This window comes from Spiroplasma sp. BIUS-1, from assembly GCF_010365805.1.
Taxonomy (GTDB): Bacteria; Bacillota_I; Bacilli_A; order Mycoplasmatales; family Mycoplasmataceae; genus Spiroplasma_A.
Map to the genome: position 1 here is coordinate 877341 of NZ_CP048386.1, position 20530 is coordinate 897870.

At 28.3% G+C, this 20530-nt stretch carries 19 protein-coding genes; 1 reads left to right on the forward strand and 18 read right to left on the reverse strand.

Going from position 1 to position 20530, the window contains the following annotated elements; all coding sequences use genetic code 4:
• Positions 1 to 31 precede the first annotated feature (31 nt).
• The 18 genes from rpoE to SBIUS_RS04300 form a co-directional block, all read right to left on the reverse strand.
• Positions 32 to 496, reverse strand: coding sequence for a DNA-directed RNA polymerase subunit delta (gene rpoE / locus SBIUS_RS04215; RefSeq protein ID WP_162685222.1), 465 nt, complete (start codon positions 494 to 496; stop codon positions 32 to 34).
• Between the two features lie 19 nt (positions 497 to 515).
• Positions 516 to 1706 (reverse strand): HD domain-containing protein, encoded by a 1191-nt coding sequence (locus tag SBIUS_RS04220; protein WP_162685223.1) that lies wholly within the window; start codon positions 1704 to 1706, stop codon positions 516 to 518.
• A gap of 13 nt (positions 1707 to 1719) precedes the next feature.
• Complete coding sequence (gene gltX, locus SBIUS_RS04225; protein WP_162685224.1) at positions 1720 to 3147, reverse strand: glutamate--tRNA ligase; 1428 nt, start codon at positions 3145 to 3147, stop codon at positions 1720 to 1722.
• Between the two features lies 1 nt (position 3148).
• Positions 3149 to 3622: a 2-C-methyl-D-erythritol 2,4-cyclodiphosphate synthase gene (gene ispF / locus SBIUS_RS04230; RefSeq protein WP_162685225.1), complete on the reverse strand. Its 474-nt coding sequence runs from the start codon at positions 3620 to 3622 to the stop codon at positions 3149 to 3151.
• 76 nt (positions 3623 to 3698) lie between these two features.
• Complete coding sequence (gene ychF, locus SBIUS_RS04235; protein ID WP_162685226.1) at positions 3699 to 4796, reverse strand: redox-regulated ATPase YchF; 1098 nt, start codon at positions 4794 to 4796, stop codon at positions 3699 to 3701.
• Position 4797: 1 nt separating this feature from the next.
• Positions 4798 to 4983 (reverse strand): DUF951 domain-containing protein, encoded by a 186-nt coding sequence (locus SBIUS_RS04240; protein WP_162685227.1) that lies wholly within the window; start codon positions 4981 to 4983, stop codon positions 4798 to 4800.
• On the reverse strand, positions 4973 to 5845 hold the full coding sequence (locus tag SBIUS_RS04245; protein WP_162685228.1) for a ParB/RepB/Spo0J family partition protein: 873 nt from the start codon (positions 5843 to 5845) through the stop codon (positions 4973 to 4975). Before SBIUS_RS04245 ends, SBIUS_RS04240 begins: the two co-directional genes overlap by 11 nt.
• Complete coding sequence (locus tag SBIUS_RS04250; RefSeq protein WP_162685229.1) at positions 5832 to 6605, reverse strand: ParA family protein; 774 nt, start codon at positions 6603 to 6605, stop codon at positions 5832 to 5834. Before SBIUS_RS04250 ends, SBIUS_RS04245 begins: the two co-directional genes overlap by 14 nt.
• Before the next feature lie 40 nt (positions 6606 to 6645).
• Positions 6646 to 7341 (reverse strand): 16S rRNA (guanine(527)-N(7))-methyltransferase RsmG, encoded by a 696-nt coding sequence (rsmG, locus tag SBIUS_RS04255; RefSeq protein WP_162685230.1) that lies wholly within the window; start codon positions 7339 to 7341, stop codon positions 6646 to 6648.
• A gap of 39 nt (positions 7342 to 7380) precedes the next feature.
• Complete coding sequence (locus SBIUS_RS04260) at positions 7381 to 8964, reverse strand: APC family permease (RefSeq protein ID WP_162685231.1); 1584 nt, start codon at positions 8962 to 8964, stop codon at positions 7381 to 7383.
• Positions 8948 to 10516, reverse strand: coding sequence for an amino acid permease (locus SBIUS_RS04265; protein ID WP_162685232.1), 1569 nt, complete (start codon positions 10514 to 10516; stop codon positions 8948 to 8950). The genes SBIUS_RS04260 and SBIUS_RS04265 overlap by 17 nt, the downstream gene beginning before the upstream one ends.
• Positions 10517 to 10520: 4 nt before the next feature.
• Positions 10521 to 12392, reverse strand: coding sequence for a tRNA uridine-5-carboxymethylaminomethyl(34) synthesis enzyme MnmG (mnmG, locus tag SBIUS_RS04270; protein WP_162685233.1), 1872 nt, complete (start codon positions 12390 to 12392; stop codon positions 10521 to 10523).
• A gap of 23 nt (positions 12393 to 12415) precedes the next feature.
• Positions 12416 to 13930 carry a methionine--tRNA ligase gene (metG, locus tag SBIUS_RS04275; RefSeq protein WP_162685234.1) on the reverse strand — a complete coding sequence of 505 codons (1515 nt, stop codon included), beginning with the start codon at positions 13928 to 13930 and terminating at the stop codon, positions 12416 to 12418.
• A gap of 2 nt (positions 13931 to 13932) precedes the next feature.
• Positions 13933 to 14445 carry a phosphoribosyltransferase gene (locus SBIUS_RS04280; RefSeq protein WP_162685235.1) on the reverse strand — a complete coding sequence of 171 codons (513 nt, stop codon included), beginning with the start codon at positions 14443 to 14445 and terminating at the stop codon, positions 13933 to 13935.
• Positions 14438 to 15742, reverse strand: coding sequence for an adenylosuccinate lyase (purB, locus tag SBIUS_RS04285; RefSeq protein WP_162685236.1), 1305 nt, complete (start codon positions 15740 to 15742; stop codon positions 14438 to 14440). The genes SBIUS_RS04280 and purB overlap by 8 nt, the downstream gene beginning before the upstream one ends.
• A gap of 15 nt (positions 15743 to 15757) precedes the next feature.
• On the reverse strand, positions 15758 to 17047 hold the full coding sequence (locus SBIUS_RS04290; protein ID WP_162685237.1) for an adenylosuccinate synthase: 1290 nt from the start codon (positions 17045 to 17047) through the stop codon (positions 15758 to 15760).
• Between the two features lie 9 nt (positions 17048 to 17056).
• Positions 17057 to 17617, reverse strand: a complete 561-nt coding sequence (pth, locus tag SBIUS_RS04295) for an aminoacyl-tRNA hydrolase (RefSeq protein ID WP_162685238.1) — start codon at positions 17615 to 17617, stop codon at positions 17057 to 17059.
• Between the two features lies 1 nt (position 17618).
• Positions 17619 to 18656 carry a ribose-phosphate pyrophosphokinase gene (locus SBIUS_RS04300; protein ID WP_162685239.1) on the reverse strand — a complete coding sequence of 346 codons (1038 nt, stop codon included), beginning with the start codon at positions 18654 to 18656 and terminating at the stop codon, positions 17619 to 17621.
• 313 nt (positions 18657 to 18969) lie between these two features.
• Between SBIUS_RS04300 and SBIUS_RS04305 the strand changes: the two genes are divergently transcribed.
• The gene (locus SBIUS_RS04305; protein WP_162685240.1) at positions 18970 to 20502 is read left to right on the forward strand and encodes an ABC-F family ATP-binding cassette domain-containing protein; all 1533 of its coding nucleotides are present in this window, start codon (positions 18970 to 18972) and stop codon (positions 20500 to 20502) included.
• Positions 20503 to 20530: the final 28 nt, after the last annotated feature.

Sequence of the window (20530 nt, forward strand, 5' to 3'; positions counted from 1 at the left end):
TGATAAAAACTACTTATAATTAAGTTAAATTTTAATATTCATCATCTTCATCAAGATCTTCGTCGTCGATTTCATCGTCATCGTCATCGTCGATTGTTGTGTCGATTGAATCATCATCTGGATTTTGGTCTAATAATTTTCTTATTTTTCCAACACTCTCTCCAGTGTCGTCATCAAATGTATCTAAACCAAGAATTGCTTCTGTGTCTAAATCATCAAATTCTTCTGTTGTTTCAAATTTGTCGATGTACTCATATTGCTTCTTAACATCATCGAATTTAAGATAATCTCTTAAACCTCACTTACCATCTGATGTAAGTGCAAATCTGTTGTCCAGAACCAAATCACTGTAAAGTTCAGCTATGATTTCATTCTTGCTATCGTTATCCCCGCTTATTTCTCTTGAAATTGTATTTCAAATATCTTCAAATGACGCATTGTCTTTGCGTTCATTTAAATATTGATAAGCTAAATTAATTGGTGATAGTTTGCTCATAACATTTCCTCCATAAATTCTATTCTACATTATACTTTGGAAAAATATATATTTTTTTTACATTATTCTTCCAATCAACATTTAAAATTTCTGACAATTCTGTTAATTTTTTTAATTCATTATCCTTTAATATATAGATTGTTTCATCTTTTTTATCGTTTTTATCTTTATAAATGAATACATCTTTTATTGTGACAGAGTCAAAATAATACTCTGAGTTTCCCTTAAATTCATTTTTCATTTTAACAAATTCTTCTTCACTTAAGTCAGAAGAAATTTTTAGGAAATTTCTATTTAATAATCTTTCTGATAAGTCTTTAAGTATTTCATCTTTTTCTTCTTTTAAAGACTTGAATATGTCAAACATTGTATAGTCATCAAGATGTGTGTATTTATTTAAAGGCATTGGTTTGCCTTCAAAGACTTCTTTAAATAGTTCAATTGTTTTTGAATTTATAAAATTATAACCTTCTGTATATAAATCTTTTAACCTTTTAAATCACATTTTAAAAGTGTTATCGAAAGCTGTGGATATTTTATGTTCATAAACTTGCTTAAACATGTGATATCTACCTAATAAAAAGTTTTCTATAGCATTTAATGTTTTGCTTGAAAAAACCAGTTTACCTTCATGAATTCTAGCATTTCTAATTATTCAATCTATGTCTGGTTTTGAATAATTTACACCAGCACCAATAGAATCTCTTTGTAAATAATCTAGTCTGTCAGCATCTAGTTGACTTGATACAAGGGAATTTACAATATTATTTGCATGTCTTCCTTCGATAACAGAGACAACCTCTTCAGGATCAATATTATTTTCCTTAAGAATTTTGTTTATTTTTGTATCACCTTTAATTATATCTACAGTGTATTCTTCATGGTGTCTTGTAGAAACCAGTTCAAATGTGTGTGAGAACGGTCCGTGTCCTATGTCATGTAATAGTCCAGCAACCTTTAAGACTTTCTTATCTTTATCAGAAACATGTTTTTTTATTTCTTCATTTTCTAGGAACTTACAAATAACATGATAAACTCCTATACAATGTGAAAATCTTGTATGGTTTGCGCTTGGAAAGACAAACTGTCCTCCCCCTAATTGAATAATTCTTCTAAGTCTTTGAAATTCTTCAGTATCAATTAATTCTGTAAATACTTTGTCTTCAATATAAATCTCTCCATGAACATTATCTCTTATAAATTTTTCCATATTGCACCTCTTTTTATTTAATGCTACTTATGTTTTTTAGAACTTTTTCTTTTCCAATTAAAGAAATTGTTTTAGCAAGTTCTGGTCCATGTTCACTCAATGTTGTAGAAATTCTAACGGGCATGAATAATTCTCTACCCTTCTTATTTAAATCTACACCAATTTCTTTAATTAATACTTTTATATTTTCTTCTGTAAATTCTTTTAATTCACTTAATTTATTTTCTAATGTTGATAATAATTCACTAACATCTCCAAATTCATTTAGTACTTCTTTTGTTTTTGAATCTAATTCCTTGTCAAAGAAAATATCCAAATGATCATTTATTTGAGCTCCGAATTCTAATTCTTTTTTAAATAAAAGTAAAACAGAGTTTATTCATTCAGCATCTTTAGAAGAAATATCAAACTTAGTTTTATCAATAAAGTTTATTACAAATTTAGTAAAATCTTCTTCACTCATTTTCTTCATTCACTGACTGTTTATTCATTTCATCTTTACCATATCAAAAGTACTTGGTGATTTTGAGAATCTTTTTTCATCAAATATTTTAACTAGTTCTTCTTTTGAAAAAATTTCTTGTTCATTGTTTGGACTTCATCCAAGAAGAGATATATAGTTGAATATAGCTTCAGGTAAATATCCTTGTTCTCTATATTGAGAAATAAAGAAAACTGCATTACCACTTCTTTTAGAAAGTTTTTTCTTTGTTTCATCAACGATAAGTGTAAGGTGACAGAAAGTTGGTTCTGTTCATCCGAAAGCTTCATAAATCATGCATTGTCTTGGAGTATTTGAAATGTGTTCTTCTCCACGAACAACATGAGTTATTTTCATATCATAATCATCAATTACAACTGCAAAATTATATGTTGCAATCCCATTTGATTTTAAAATAACAAAATCTCCAATTTCTTTTGAGTTGAATTCTACTTCTCCACGAACAACATCATTTATTTTATAAATTTTATTTTCAGGAACTATAAATCTTACGTTGTAAGGTTTTGAATCATCTTCAACTTTGTTATTTAAACATTTTCTATTATATTGAGGAGCAATTATACCTTTTGCAATTTGCTCTTCACGATCTTTTTCAAGTTCTTCAGCAGTACAATAACATTTATAAGCTTTACCTTGTTCAACAAGTTTAAGAGCATAATCTTTATAAACATCAAACTTTTCAGATTGCATATATTTACCAAAACCATCTTTTGGTGTTCTAAATGATTCATCAGGAATAATCCCCAATCATTCCATATTATCAAATTGTGATTCTATTGCTCCATCGACATTTCTTTCAACATCAGTATCTTCAATTCTTAAAATGAAATCTCCATTATAGTGTTTAGCAAATAAGTAATTCATTAAAGCTGTTCTTGTATTTCCAATATGTAGAAAACCAGTTGGGCTGGGTGCATATCTTAATCTAAATTTATTCATTTTATTTTACCTCGTCTTTATAAATTAATACATTACAATAGCTCGTTATTATATTTGTAAAATTACCTTCTGTTGTGGTTGCTTTTACAGATATTTGATCTAATTCTAAGTTTAGAATTTTTGAAATATTATCTTTGATATTTTTTTTAAACTCTTTCAATTTTGGTGAATCCAATTCAATTAAAATATCAATATTTGAAATTATATAATGGTTCTCATGTAAAAGTTTTTTAACATCTTCAACCATTATTAATGAACTAAAATTCTTTTCCATATTATTTGGGTTGTAATTTTCACCCAAATCTTCTTTCCCCATAGAACCTAATAAAGCTTCTACTAAGGAATGAAAAACCACATCACCATCACTGTATGCTTCAACACTTTTGTTAGATTTTATTTCAATTCCTGCAAGAATTATTTTGTTTCCGTCCACTAAGTTGTGCATATCTTTTGAGAATCCAGTTCTAAATTTCATAAATACTCCTTATAACAAATTGATTATAAAATAAAAAACGATTTATAACTAATTAAGTTAATAAATCGTTATTTTTTTATCTATTAAATTTAAAGAAACATACATCTCCATCTTGAACGATATAGTTTTTACCTTCTAATTTAATTTTTCCACTATTTTTTAGTGCTTGTTCATCACCTAATTCAAAAATATCATCGCATTTGTAAACATCTGCTTTAATAAATCCTTTTTCAAAGTCAGTGTGAATAATACCTGCACATTGAGGAGCAGTTGATCCTTCTTTAAATTGTCACCCTCTTGCTTCTTGCGGTCCACAAGTAAAGTAAGTTTTTAAACCTAAAGTTGAATAGGCAGCTCTAATTAATTGTTCAAGTCCTGAAGTTTCTATTCCAGCATCTTGTAAGAAAACTTCTTTATCTTCTTTATCAAGTTCACTTAATTCTTCCTCAATTTTTGCAGAAATTTTAACAACTTGTGAATTACATGAAGCTGCATAATCTTTTACCAATTTAACATATTGATTGTCTTCTTTAACTTCATCTTCTCCAACATTTGCAACGTAAATAAATTTTTTTGTTGTTAATAATTGGAAAGACTTAATTGCAATTTTTTCTTCTTCATCAAATTCTAATTTATTTAAAAGTTTTCCTTCAGAAAGTTGTGTTTCAAGTCTTTTAAGTAAGTTATATTCAAATACAGTATCTTTATCTTTTCCTGATTTAAATTTTGGTTCAACTTTTGCTAATCTTTTTTTAACACTAGCTTCGTCTGCCAAAATTAATTCCAGTTCAATTATTTCAATATCTCTTATAGGATCTACACTACCTTCAACGTGAGTTATTTCTTTTGAATCAAAACATCTTATAACTTCACAAATAGCATCAGTCTCTCTGATGTTTGCAAGAAAGGCATTTCCTAAACCTTCACCCTTACTTGCTCCTGCAATAAGTCCTGCAATATCAACAAATTCTATTGTTGTGTATATTGTTTTTTTCGAATTGAATATAGAAGCTAACTTATCTAATCTTGTATCTGGAACTTCTACAACACCAACGTTTGGTTCAATTGTTGCAAAAGGATAATTTGCAGCTTCTACTTTTGAATTTGTAATTGCATTGAATAATGTTGATTTACCAACGTTTGGTAATCCAACTATACCTACTTGTAATCCCATACTAATTTCCACTTTCTATTTTTTTTATATTTTTATTGAGGTTTTCTTTTTTGAATTCTAAAATTAATTCTTTATTAATATTAGATTGCAACTTGTAAATAGTTCCAACTCTTAGAACTATTCAAAATTCTGTTTTACTTGGGTGTTCTTTTTTTAGAAAAACTTTGTCCCCTACATTAATCGTCATCTGTTAAACCTAATAATTCTAAAACTCTATTTAGATCATCATCATCTGAGAATCTAATTGTAAGTTTTCCATTTTCGATTGTAACTTTAGTTCCTAATCTTCTCATCATTTTATTTTCCATATAAACAACTGATGGTTTTTTAGAAATTGATTTTTTTTCTGATACTTCTAAACTTTCTTTTTTGATTAATTCTTCAACTTGTCTAGCAGTTAAGTCTTTTTCTAAAATTAGTTTAAATATTGAGTCTAGTAATTTTTCATTATTAATGATTGAAAGTAATGGTTTGGCTTGACCCATTGTAACTTTTCTTTGTAACATAGCTTGTTGAACTTTTTCTGGTAAGTTTAAAAGTCTCATTATGTTTGCAACATGTGATCTTGATTTACCAACTCTTGTTGCAATTTCTTCTTGTTTTAGTTTTAAATTTGTAGAAAGTTGTTTATAAGCAACAGCCTCTTCAATGTCTAGAAGGTCAACTCTTTGAATATTTTCAATGATTGCAAACTCTTCCATTTGGTTTGAAGTTAATTCTAAAATAACTGCAGGTATTTCTTTTAATCCCGCCATTCTAGCTGCTCTGGTTCTTCTTTCCCCTGCTATTATTTCATTTTTGTTATTAATAATAACTGGTTGAATTATTCCATGCAATTTAATTGATTCAGCTAATTCTTTTAGTTCATCATCTTCAAAAGTTTTTCTTGGTTGAAATGGGTTTGGTTTTAATAAACTAGGGTCAACCATAGTTTTATTACTATTTGCTTTTTCTTTATCTTTTTCAATAACACCAACGATATCTGAAACTGATTCACCAAAAATATCGTCTAGTCCTTTAAAGTTATATTTTGTTTTAGCTTTGGCCATTTTCTTTTAGCACCTCTTTTACAAATTCAATATAGGCAATTGCACCCGCTCCAGTTTTGTCGTATTCGTATATTGACTTACCTTCAATTGAAGATTCTGAAATTTTTATATTTCTTGGTATAACTGATTTATAAACTTTTGGTCCAAATGTTTTCATAATTTCTTCTAAAACATCGTGTGCCAATCTTGTTCTTGAATCAAACATTGTTACAAGAACTCCTTCAATAGTTAAATCAGGATTTAATGTTTCTTTCACTTTTTTAATTGTTCTTAAAAGTTGAGCAACCCCATGCATTGCATAGTGTTCTGCTTGAATTGGAATTAGAACAGTATCTGAAATAGCTAAACCATTTCTATTAATAAGTCCTAAACTTGGTGGACAATCGATTATTATAAAATCATAATTGTCTGTTATTTTTTTTATCTCATCTTTTAATACATTTTGATTATTTGTTTTTTGTTCTAAAAGAATTAAGTCGACAGCAGCAACGTCTATTGAACTTGGTGCTAAGTCTATATTTGGCTTAATGTTTTTTATTATTACTTCTGAAAGTTCTTTTTCTCCCACAAAGACATGATACATACTTAAAGTATTGCTATCTATCTCAAATCCAACACCAGTTGTTGCGTTAAATTGAGGATCCATATCTATAAGTAAAACTCTTTTATCAGCTAATGCTAAACCACAAGCTAAGTTAACAGATGTTGTTGTTTTACCAACTCCACCTTTTTGATTTGAAACTGAAATTACTTTTGCCATAAATTACCTCTCATAATGAATATTATATCTTAAATATCTCTTATTTTCCTAATGGTCTTTTTCTTATTTGACTATAAAGTCTTGGATATTCTGATGGTGTTACTTTTTGCTTTTTGTAAAATAAGTTATTTCTCTCACCTAAAACATCATCTTGTAACTCTTGTCTTTGTTCAAGCATTAAACCAAGTTTTTTTTCTTGACCATTTAAATCTTGTATTTCGTTGTTTACATTTTTTGCTTTTAAACAAATGAATGTACCATCAACTTTTAAAGCTTGTACACCAACTTCTAACAGAATATTTAATGGTGCCATAGCTCTTGAAATTATTACATCAAACTTTTCTTTATTATCTAAACTATATTCTTCAGCTCTTTCATTTAAAGTTCAAACATCTTTTAAATCTAATTCTTGTATAACCTTATTTAAAAAATTTATTTTTTTTCCATTTGATTCTAATAAATAAATTTTTGCTTTGGGAAAAATTATTTTTAATACCAATCCCGGAAAGCCAGCACCTGTTCCTATATCTAATATAGAAAGTCCCTCTGGATTAAAAACATTTGTGAATATCAAAGAATCATAAAAGTGCTTATCAATTATTTCTTGATCTTCTACTATCGCTGTTAGATTATGAATTTTGTTTTCTTCTTGGAGAATGTTTTTATACTTTATAAGATTTTCTCTTTGTAAATCATTAAGTTCTATTTTCAAATCATTAAATCTGTCTCAGTTCATTTTGCCTCCTAAAAAAAATAAAAAAAGCCTGCGCCTTTTTTATTTTACATTACTTTTGCTTTTAAATTTTTCTATTTCTAATTCTTTGTTGTATTTGAATCAGTTTTTTGGGTTGATTCTTAAAATAAAATCATTGTTATCAATATCTTGCTTTGAAAATAAACATTCATTGATAACTCAAGAAATAAATATAATTATAGAAAACACAATTAATAGTATTGGATCTATTATGCTTCCTTTTGAATCTGGAAGTAATCTATCAATTAAATATACATAACAAATATATCCAACCATTATAGTTACAAGAATTGTTGTTATTATTCCTATAACAAACCCTCCCTTAACTTTTCTAACTTCAACTTTATTTGTTCTTCTGTTGTGTAAAACACCAATCATAATAATTAAATAAGCTATGAAAGCAAATATTACCGTGCTACTTGATGCCAAATCTGCTACAAGGAAATAATTTATTTCTTTATCTTTATCTCCATTTGCATAGCCAATAGCTATTGAAATAATAAGGAATAAAGTGTAAACAGATAATGTAATTGCCATACCAATGTAACCTGCTTTTTGAATACTTATATCTTTTTTTTCTGACTTGCTAAATATAAATCCTTCTTCAACAGCTGATTGAACTGTTTTTGGTATAAGAGTTGTATAACCGTTTACTACAGTAAATAAAGTACAAGTTATTATTACTTTAAATAATAATGATACTCATGGGTTTTCTTTAAACAGAGTGTCAAAGAATTTAAATATATCTCCGTCTTTAGCACCAAAAAATATCCCAACTGTTATCAACACATAAAATATAGTAACTGCAATAATTGCACTAAGCATTGCAGGAGCAACCACTTCTTTATGTTCACAATCTTTTTGTAATGTTGCTGCATAGATAAATCCATCAAATGCAAATAATATCGGAACAGCTGTTGCAAAGAATAAATTAAATCCATTTACATTATCATGTTGACCATTGTGTCATTGATTAAATGAATTCTCTCCACTCGGATCTTTAATAAAGATTGCGAATCCCCCGATTACAACACAAAGTAAAGGTATAAATTTAACGAATGTAAGTACACTTTGAATTAACTTACTTGGTTTTTGCGTATAAATATTCATTAATGAAAAACCTACTAAAATAACTGTAGATAAGAATATTTTTAGAGCCATAAACCCCTCTCTACCCATAGTTGAAACAAATGAAGTGTTTGTGAAAACTTCTATACCTTCAAAGAATGTTTTAACAACAAACAATGCTCCAATACTTGTAAGAATTGGAAGATACATACAAATATACATTATTGAAAATAATGATGCTGTTTTTCTATTAACAAAAGTGTTTGCTCAACTTTGTGCAGTTGAATGTCCTGATTTTGTTTTAGATGAAGCTGCTTCGATAAATGTTAGCATCATCAAAGAACAAAGAACACCAATAAAAACTCAAACAGCTAATGCCAAATAAGGGTTGTTTCCAGCTTGTGCAAGAACACCATTCTCACCAGAGTTTTTTAGATAGATTCCTCCACCAACAACAACTCCAAATACCATTGAAAAAATAGTAAGGAATTCAAAAGCTTTATTTTTTGCTTTATTTTTTTTATTTACCTTTATCATTTTTTGTTACCCCTTTATTTTTAAATTCAGCTACACTTTTTTCTCTATTGTAATTAAATCAGTTCTTTGGATTTAGTCTTAAATAAAAATCATTTTGATCTATATTGTTTTTAGAAATTATAGATTCATTAATTATTCAAGATACCACTAATATTATTATAAATACAAATCACATAATTGAACCAACTAAATTTTTACCAGTTATCAAAGGTTGTAAAATGTTTAAGTAATAAATAAAACCAAGCATAAATATTAACATTGAAGAAGAAAATACAGCAGCAAAATAAGCTCCTTTTACTTTTCTAACTTCTACTTTCTTAGTTTTTCTATTTATCAACATGTTTATTAGTATTGGTATATCCAATAAATAGACAATTATTATTGTTGAATCAGAAGATAAATAAGCTGTATAAAGATACCCCCCTTGATCTCTAGTGACCGAATTAGGTAATAGCAAACCAGAAGCAACAAACATAGTAAAAAATACACCAACTATTGCCATTGCTATTCAACTTGATTTAACTTTTGAAAGCTCTGCTCCATTTTTTGAATATATAAATTTTTCTTCAATTGATGCTCTAATTACTATTGGATAAATGATACTATAAGCATTAACCATTGTTAAAAGAGTTATAGTTATGATTAAATTGAAAGCAAAGTGAGCCCTTGAATCAATTCCTTTAAAAATATTTAGTATATTACCATCTTCTGCTCCCATAAATATAGCTACACTTATTACTATGTAAAACACAGAAACAGCAATTATACCTGTCATCATAGCAGGAGCAACCACTTCTTTATGTTCACAATCTTTTTGTATTGCCGCAGAGTCTAAGAAACCATCAAATGCAAACATTATAGGTACCATTGTCATAAATACATTATTAATTTTTATAGGGCGAACATTTTCTGGGGAAAATGAACTTTTTTCACCCATTGCAAACAATGTAATTCCTGCAATAAGAACTGTAAGTAAAGGTATAAACTTTAAAAAAGATAAAGTTGTTTGTAAAATTTTTCCTGGTTTTGAAGTATAAGTATTTAGCACTTGAAATAGAACTAGCATAGTTGCTGCTGTAAAAATTTCAACTGTAACTCTTACATCTGGAGTCATTAGTTTTGCATTTTCATCTCCTTTTGAATAACTATAAATAATATCTAAAGCTTGAAAAAAACTACTTGTTGTAAATAGAGATCCAATTATTATTAAAACTGGTAAATAGATAAGTGCATATAAAATTGTTACCAAAGAACCGTATCTTCTTCCAACAAATCTTCCAGCTCAAGCAGTTAGAGTATTGTGATCTCCTTTTTTAGTTGATGAAGATATTTCTATGAATGCAAGCATCATCATACAACAAAATACTGCCATTAAAACTCAAATTGATATAGCTAGGTAAGGATTCTTTCCAGCTTGTGCAAGAACACCATTTGCTCCAGCATTTTTTAAATATATTCCACTCCCTACAACGATTCCAAAGGTCATTGAAAAAACTGAAAGAAATTCAAAAATTTTATTTTTTGCTTTATTTTTTTTATTTACCTTAACCATGCTTTTATACCTCGTTGTATTTTTTCTTTAAATGGAAAAGTAGCATTTGAATATCTGCGGGGTTTACACCCGTTATTCTAGATGCTTGACCAATTGAGTTTGGTCTAACTTTTTCCAATTTTTGTCTTGCTTCAACAGCAATGTTTTCTACTTTTGAATAATCTATATCTTTTGGAATTTGTTTACTTTCCAATTTAATAAACTTATCAATAGTTTCATTTTCTTTTTTTATGTAACCCTCAAACCTTATTAATATAAGTAGAGTTTGTAATTGTTGTTTTGATAAATCATTTAATTCTTTAATATATTTTTTAAAGATATTAATATCTACCTTTGGTTGTTTTAGGATTTCATAAGCACTGAAACCTTGATTTAAGTTTGCCTGATCTTTTTCTTTTAATTCTAAAGCTAATTCTGTTTTGGGACTAAATCTTATTTCTTTTAATAATTCTATTTTATTAAAAATCTCTTTTTCAAATTCTAAATGTTCATTTCATTGTGATTCTGAAATAAGTCCAACTTCATGTCCATATTTTCTTAATCTCATTTCTGAGTTATCATTTCTTAATGTTAATCTATTTTCTGCTCTACTTGTTAAAAGTCTATATGGTTCTATTACACCTTTATTAATTAAATCATCAATCATTACACCTATGTATGATTCATTTCTTTTTAGAATTAAAGGATCTTTACCGTCAATTTTTCTAACAGCATTTATACCAGCAATTAAACCTTGTCCCGCAGCTTCTTCATAACCACTAGTTCCGTTAATTTGTCCAGCTAAAAATAAGTTTTCAATTAATTTTAATTCTAAAGATAGTTTTAATTGTTGAGGATCAACACAATCATATTCAATTGCATATGCTCATTTATCAACAACAACATTTTCAAAACCAGGTAGACTTCTCAACATTTGATCTTGAACATCTATTGGCATTGAAGTTGAAAATCCTTGAACATAAAATGTATCTAAAGATTTTGATTCTGGTTCTAAAAATATTTGATGAGTTTCTTTTGTGTTGAATCTTACTATTTTATCTTCAAAACTAGGACAATATCTTGGTCCAACTGATTCGATTTGTCCTGAGTACATTGCTGACTTGTGTAAATTATCTTCAATAATTTTTTTTGTTTCTGGAGTTGAATGTATTAAATAACAAACTTCTTGTTCTTCAAAAGGTATAAATTTTTTTGTAGAAAAAGAAAATGCTAAGTCTTCGTTTGTACCTGGTTCAATAATTGCTTTTGATAAGTCGATAGAATTAATTTTAACTCTTGGTGGTGTTCCTGTTTTGAATCTAAAAGTTTTTAAACCTAAGTTAACTAGAGTTTGACTTAGAGATTTAGTTGTTATTTCATCATTAGGTCCACCTTCATATTTTTCTTCACCCCTATATATAAGAGAAGATAAATATGTTCCTGTTGTTAGAACAACAGCGTCACAAAAAATTTCAGTCCCATCTTCTAAAAGAACTGACTTAACTTTATTATTAGTGTCTAATGATATATCTTTTACCACACCAACATATAGTTCTAAGTTTTCTTGTTGTTCAACAACTTTTTGCATATACTTTGAATACTCAATTTTATCTGATTGTGCTCTCAAAGCTCAAATACCAGGACCTCTTGAAGAGTTTAAAAGTTTCATTTGCAATGCAGTTGCGTCAGCTGCTTTACCCATTTCTCCACCAAGAGAATCAATTTCTCTTACAACAATACCTTTTGCAGGCCCTCCAACCGATGGGTTGCATGGCATTGTAGCTATTTTATCTTTGTAAAGATTTACAAGAATTGTTTTTTTACCTAGTCTTGCAGAAGCCAAAGCAGCTTCAACTCCGGCATGGCCTGCACCAACAACAACTATATCAGCTTGCATATGCACGCCTCCGTTCTAAAAATTTATTTTATTCTTTCAAATAAAACTAACTTATCAATTATTTTTTCATAACTCAAATCGCCATTTATGTTTTCAAAATTGATTGATTCAGGATTTAAACCCATTTGTTTTATCATATTTGGATATGATTTTACTAAAATTGGTTTTAGTAAGTATGAAATTATTACAATGTTTTTTTGTAAAACAGAAAGCACTTCAAGAAGTTCTTCGTTTTTTCCTTCTTTTTCTAAAGCTCAAGGTTTTGAATCTTCAATAAATTTATTACACTCTTGTCCTAATTTTAAAACACATTGTGTGGCTTCGGACATTTCATACTTATCCATATTTTTTTTATAGTCTTCAATTGTTTCCAAACCTTTTTTTACTAATCAATGATTTGAAATATCTTTTTTAGGCAAGATACCGTCAAAATATTTAATGATCATATTTGAAACTCTTGAGATAAGATTTCCAACATTGTTTGCTAAATTATTATTAAATGACTCTATAAAAAGTTCATTTGTAAAACTACCATCTTTATCTGTTGGTAAGTTATTGATTATATAGAACCTTAAAGCATCACTTGAGTAAGTGTTGATAATTTCAACAGGATCTAAAACATTACCAATTGATTTAGACATTTTTTTATCTCCACTTAATATTCAACCATGTGAAAGTAATTTATTTGGAGCTTTAAGACCTAAAGAATCTAACATAACAGGTCAGTAAATTGAATGGAACCTTGTTATTTCTTTACCAATGATTTGTAAGATTTCCGTATCTTCACTTCAGAATTTTTTCAAAAGACTATCATCTTTTGATTTAAAACCAAGTGCAGTAATGTAGTTTGAAAGAGCATCAAGCCAAACATATATAACATGTTTTGGATTTTCCTTTATTTGAATTCCTCAATTAAAGCTAACTCTTGTAACTGATAAATCTTCTAAATCATTATTAATGAAATTATTTAGCATTTCTTTTTTTCTTGCTTCTGGTTCTAAAAAATTTGTTTCAAATAAATCTTGTAGATATTTTTGAAATTTAGAAACTCTAAGCATATAAGTTTCTTCTTCAAAATCTTTTGCTTCTTTTCCACAAACATTATGAACAAAATTCTCATCCATTTGCTCTGTTGTTAAAAATTCTTCACAACTTATGCAATATTTACCTTTGTAGGTTGATGGGTAAATTAAATCCTTTTCCAAAAGCTCAGTAAAAATTTGTTGTACGGCAAAAACATGATCTTCATCTGTTGTTCTGATAAAACGATCATATTCTATATCTAAAATTTTTCACAAGTTAACAAAACCTTTAACAATTTCATCAACATATTCTTTTGGTTTAAGATTATTTTCCTGAGCTTTTTGCTCTATTTTTTGTCCATGTTCATCTGAACCAGTTAAAAAGAAAACTTCAAATCCGTTTTCTTTTTTATATCTTGATACAACATCGGCTAGAGTTGTAGTATATGCATGTCCAATATGGAGATTACCACTTGGGTAATAAATTGGTGTTGTTACATAAAAAGTTTTTTTCATGATTATTCTTCTACTGAAAGACTATAAATTCCTTTAAGTCCTCTATAACTTTCTTTATAAGTTAATCCATAACCAACAATAAATACATCTTCTAATTTAAATAATGATGTACTTTCTACTTCGATATTTCTATCTTTTATATTTTTCTCAATTAGGTTTATAACACTTACATTGTTTGGTTGTTCTTTTTGAACCAAATCATAAAGTCTTGCCAATCTGTTTCCTTTATTTAAAACATCATTAACAATTAGAACATTTTTATCTTTTAGTGTATGTTTTAATCCTAAATCTATTATTAAATCTTCATTTTCTTTTGGTGTAGTTACAAATTGAATAGTAACATCAATAGGTAATTCTCTAATTAAGTCAGCAATGAAAATGAATGAGCTTGATAGATCAGCTACAATAGTTAGTTGTTGATCCTCATATTTTTTCCCAATATCACTTCCAGCTTTTGCGATTGCAGCTTTAATTTCCTCTTCTGTTATTAAAGTAATTAGTTTTTGATTATCCATGATTATTCATCACCCTTCTAAACATTTTTTCAACATTTCTTGTGAAAAAATTGATATCAAAAAGTTTATTTAATTCATTTTCATCATTAATGAAACTTTTAATTCCATTTTCAACTAAAATGTCTTTAAATTCTTTTTTTGAGCTTTGGCACTCCAAAGTACATTTCTGAATGAAGTCATAAACTTCTTCTCTTGAAAATTCATAATTCATTAATATATGTGTTAATACTCTTTGACTAAAGAATATTCCTCTTTGTTCATTAATATGTAGTTCAATTTTATCCTTGTTAATTACCAAGTCATTAATTGTGTTTGTCATTCTCTTTGATATATAAATAATTATATTATAAATATCAGGAAAAACTAGTCTTTCATTTGAACTATGAGATATATCTCTTTCATGTCACAAAACATTGTTTTCTAATGAAGAATTTACAAAAGATCTTGCATATCTTGCTAAACCACAGATGTTTTCTGAACTTATTGGATTCTTTTTGTGAGGCATTGAGCTTGATCCTTTTTGACCAACTCCGAATCCTTCACATATTTCTTGTACTTCACTTCTTTGAAAATGTCTTATTTCTGTTGATATTTTTTCCAAAGTAGATGCGATATTTGCAATTACAGATATGAAGAAAGCATGTCTATCTCTTTGAGTAACTTGTGTTGAAATATTATCTAGATTTAAGTCCATTTTATCTGCAACATATTCTTCTACTTCAATCTCTAAATTTGCATAGTTTCCCATTGAACCAGAGATTTTTGCAACTTCTATTTGTTTTCTTGCTAGATTTAATCTCTCAATTTGTCTTTGTATTTCGTCAAATCATAAAAGGAATTTTAAACCCAATGATGTAGGTTCTCCATACATTCCATGGGTTCTTCCCATTATAATTATTTCTTTTGTTTGTTGAGCTTTTTCAATAAGCACTTTTGATAAATCTTCTAAAGCTTTATTTAAAACTAAATTAGATTGTTGAATCATTTTATTTTGTGCAGTATCAACTATATCTGTTGATGTAAGTCCAAGGTGAATTCATTTTTTCTCTGAACCTAATGTTTCAGAGATCATTCTTGTGAATGCTACAACGTCATGTTTGGTTTCTTGTTCTATTTCTAACATTCTTTGAATGTTTACTTTAGCGTTTGCACTGATTTTTTCAGCATCCTGCCCCGGAACAACCCCCAATTTAACTCAAGCATTGACAACTTCTTTTTCTACATCTAATCAAATGTTTAATTTATTTTCATCTGCTCAAATTTTTTCAATTTCTTTTATTGCATAACGTTCTATCATTTTTTATCACCTCTATTAAAATATGTTTTCTAATATAATTGTTTGTTCTCTATCTGGTCCTACTGAGAAACCTGCTATATCTACTTCACAAATTTTTTCTATCATTTTTAAATAATTCTTAGCTGCATCTGGTAGTTGATCAAAAGATGTTACACCTGTAATATCTTCTTTTCATCCAGGATTTGATAAGTATACTGGTTTACATTTTTCATATTTTTGGTTAGTACTTGGAACACTTAAAATTTCTTTTCCATCTAATTCATATTTAACACAAATGTTAATTTCATCAACACCTGACAATACATCCAATAAAGTAATGAATAATGAATCTATTCCTGAAGTTCTAATTGCATGTTTTAATGCAACAGCATCTAATCAACCAACTCTTCTTGGTCTTTTTGTGTTTGAACCATATTCATGTCCACGTTCTCTGATTCCATCACCAATTTCATTAATAAGTTCTGTTGGGAAAGCTCCCGCTCCAACTCTAGTTGAGTATGCTTTTACAACACCCATTGTTGAATCTATTAATTTATGGCTGATACCACTTCCTGTTGAAGCATTATTTGCAGAAGTATTTGAACTTGTAACATAAGGATAAGTTCCGTGATCTATATCAAGCAATGCTCCTTGTGCTCCTTCAAATAAAACTTTTTTTCCATCTTTAATTGCTGCTTCAATAAAGATATCAGTATCAATAACTTTATTTTTAATTTTGTTATAAGCATCAATTAAATCACTATAAGTTTTTTCAAAATCTAAAGGTTCAACATCAAACATGTTTTTTAAGAACTTCATTTGATAATCAAATACAGATTTAAATCTTTCTTTGAAGTTATCATCTTCTAATTCTCCAAGTCTTATTCCCAATCTTGAAACTTTGTCTTGATAAGTTGGCCCTATTCCTCTTTTTGTAGTTCCAATTTTATTTTCACCACGCGCTTCTTCTTGAGCTTCATCTATTAATACATGGTAAGGCAAAATTAATTGAACTCTATCAGAAATTAAAAGATTTCCATATTCAACACCACTTTTTTGAATTACTTCAAATTCATTTACTAAATTTATCAAGTTTACTACACAACCATTTGCAATAACACTTGTAACTTTTTTATTAAATATTCCTGATGGAATTATTGTTACTTTATGTTTTTGACCATTAAAGTTTATAACATGACCTGCGTTATCTCCTCCAGCAAACCTTACAACAACATCTGCTTTTTGAGCAAAATAGTCTGTCATTTTCCCTTTACCTTCGTCTCCTCATTGTGATCCAACAACAACTAATGAATTATATTTTTTCATTTTTTCTCCTTAATTGAATTTGTTCATTATTTTTTTTAGATTTTCATCTAGAATAAAATCTTCTACGAAACTCGCTATTTTTATTATTTTTTCTTTTATTAAATCAATTTCTTCAGAACTCATTTTAGACAATACTCAATCCACAATTTTATATTGACCAGGAGCTCCTATTCCAATTTTTAATCTGTTAAAATTTTCAGTTTTTAAGTGACTTATTATATTTTTTATTCCATTATGTCCACCAGCACTACCATTATCTCTGAATCTTACTTTTGACAACTCTAAGTCTTTGTCGTCATACAATACTATAAAATCCTTAACTTCAATTTTATAGTAGTTCATTATAGATATAACAGCTTCTCCTGATAAATTCATAAAGGTTTGTGGTTTAACAAAAAGTACCTTTTCTCCCTTGATATTAGAGAAATAAATTTCTGCTTTGAAATCTTCTGTCTTTTTTTGAAAACCATATTTTTCTAACAAAACATCGATTGCAATGAAACCTGCATTGTGTCTTGTTTGTAAATAATTGCTACCAGGATTTCCTAAACCAACTATTAGTTTAGCCATATTATTTTTTATATCCTTTTATATAGTCTTCTACTCTTTTTGAGATTTCATTTTGTTCATCATTGTAAACTCCAGTTAGAGAATTTTTTTCATATGAACTTTGAATCATTCTTGCTAATAATTTAGCAACAGAGATAATTTTAAGATTCTTGAATTTTCTTTCTTCTGGAATTTCAATTGTATCTGTTACAACAACTTGTTTTACTGTTCCATTATTTATTACATCTTCCATTTTTGAAACAGCTTCACCATTAAATAAACCGTGACAAGCTATGATGTAAATCTCTTTTGCACCTTGCTCTTTTAAAGCTTGAGCACCTTTTATTATTGTTCCACCTGTATCGATCATGTCATCAATAATGAAACAAGTTTTTCCTTTTACATCCCCTAAAATGAATTCTACTTCTGCTTTATTTGGTTCTGGACGTCTTTTTGCAATAACAGCAATACCATTTGTAATGTTACCTGTATATTTAGCAACACCGTGAACCCTTGTAAGACCTCCATGGTCTGGTGATACAAGTATGCATTCTTCTGGATCTAATTTATCAGCATAAATTGTTTCAACTATTTCTGAAGCCACAATTTGTGCTGTAGAAAAGTTATCTATAGGAATATTAAAGAATCCCATAATTTGTGCTGAGTGTAAGTCAACAGTAATAACTCTGTGAACTCCAGCTGTTTCAATAAGGTTTGCAACTAATTTAGAAGTGATTGGTTGTCTCCCTTTTGCTTTTCTGTCTTGTCTTGCATACCCAAAGTAAGGTATAACTACGTTTATTTTAGCAGCACTTGCTCTTTTGAAAGCATCTACTGCAATTAACAACTCCATTATGTTGTCATTAACTGGTTGATTTGTTGATTGTATAATATAAATTTCTTGACCTCTAACAGAGTCAAGTGATTGAACAATCATTTCTCCATCTAAGAACTTTGATGTTTTAGATTGTGATTCTTCAACTCCTAAGATATCACAAACTTTTTTGGTTAAGCTTTTATTTGATGATAAGCCAAAAATCATAATGTCTTTTTTATTCATATTTATAAGTCTCCTTAAATATAATAACAAATTTTTAGACTTGCTTTTATGCATTTACTAAATTAAAAAAAACATTAAATCTGAGAGCAGGTCTTGGACAAGTACAAGATAATTTAGCAAACTTTTGGCCTTCTAGGCAATGTTTTTTTTATTATTTTTGGCAAAGATAGAAAAAAAATCAAATATTAAGGCAAAATTAGGGAATTTATTTAAATTAATATATAATTATTTTGAAGATTTTAAGGTATTTACCTTAATCATTACTTGTTTCAAGTCTTAGGACTTTTTTTATTGTAAAAATCAGGAGGAAATTATGGGACTAGTTTTTTTAGAAAATTTATCACATGCAAATGGTGGTAAAAAATTATATGACAACACAAATTTTAGATTAAACAGAGGAGAACATATTGCTTTAATAGGGCCAAATGGAGCTGGTAAAACAACATTATTAAATATTATTGCTGGTAAAATGCCTCATGATAAAGGTGATTTAAAAATCCACCCCAAAACAAAAATTGGTTATTTAGATCAACACCAAGAAGTAGATATGGAAGAGACTGTAGATTCTTATCTAAAAGGAGCTTTTGCAGATCTTTTTGAATTAGAAGCTAGAATGAATAAAATCTATGAGGATATGGCAATTGAATATAAAGAAGAAGACTTAGTTAAGGCTCTTGCTTATCAAGATACATTAACTTTAAATGATTTTGATTCAATTGATAAGAGAATTGGTAACCTTGTTACAGGTTTGGGAATTGGACTTGATAAACTGGACAGAAAAATGGCAGAACTTAGTGGTGGTCAAAGAGGAAAAGTTATTTTGGCAAAACTTCTATTAAGTGGAGATGACTTCTTATTACTTGACGAACCTACTAACTTCTTAGATTTAGAACAAGTAAAATGACTTGCTAAGTTTTTACAAAGTTTTGAAAAAGCATTTATTATGGTTTCTCATGATAACGATTTTATTAATAAAACTTGTGGAATAATTTATGCTTTAGATAATTTAAAACTAACAAGATATGTTGGTAACTATGATAAATATCTAGAAGAAGCAGAACTTCAAAAAGAACAATACGATAAAGCTTTCGTTGCTCAACAAAGAGAAATTAAAAAGTTAGAAACATATGTTGCAAAAAACAAAGCTAGAGCATCAACTGCCAAGTCTGCTCAATCAAGACAAAAACAACTTGAAAAAATAGATGTGATGCAAGAGAGAAGAGATCTTACTAAACCTAAATTTAATTTCTCTTATAAAAGACCCAGCACTAATGTTATTGTTAGAGCTGAAAATCTAGTTATAGGATATGATTCTGCTTTATTGCACGAACTAAACTTTGAACTTAGAGAAGGAGAAAAATGTATCATCAGTGGTAGAAATGGTATTGGTAAAACAACATTTCTAAAAACTATGTCTACAGAAATACCTGCATTTGAGGGTAAAGTAGAACTTGGTAATGCAGTTGAGTATGCTTACTTTAAACAAATTGAAGATGTAAGAGGAATAACACCAATAAAATATTTAATGGACAGATTTCCAGACATAACAGAATCAGAAGCAAGAGCTAAAATCGCTCAGTTTGGAGTTAAAAGCGGACTAATGATGCAACCTATGGAAAAACTTTCAGGGGGAGAGCAAACAAGAATAAGATTGGCTGCTTTAAGTATGATTCCATGTAGTTTATTGGTTCTTGACGAACCCACAAACCATATTGATGTTTTAGCTAAAGAAGCTTTATTGGAAGCTATTGAAAGCTTTAAGGGAACAGTTATATTAACAACTCACGATATTAACTTCTCTACAAATTGAGCTAACAGGACTTTGGATTTTTCTGATTTAGTGTAAAATATTTTTATACCTGGGGAGGTGCATA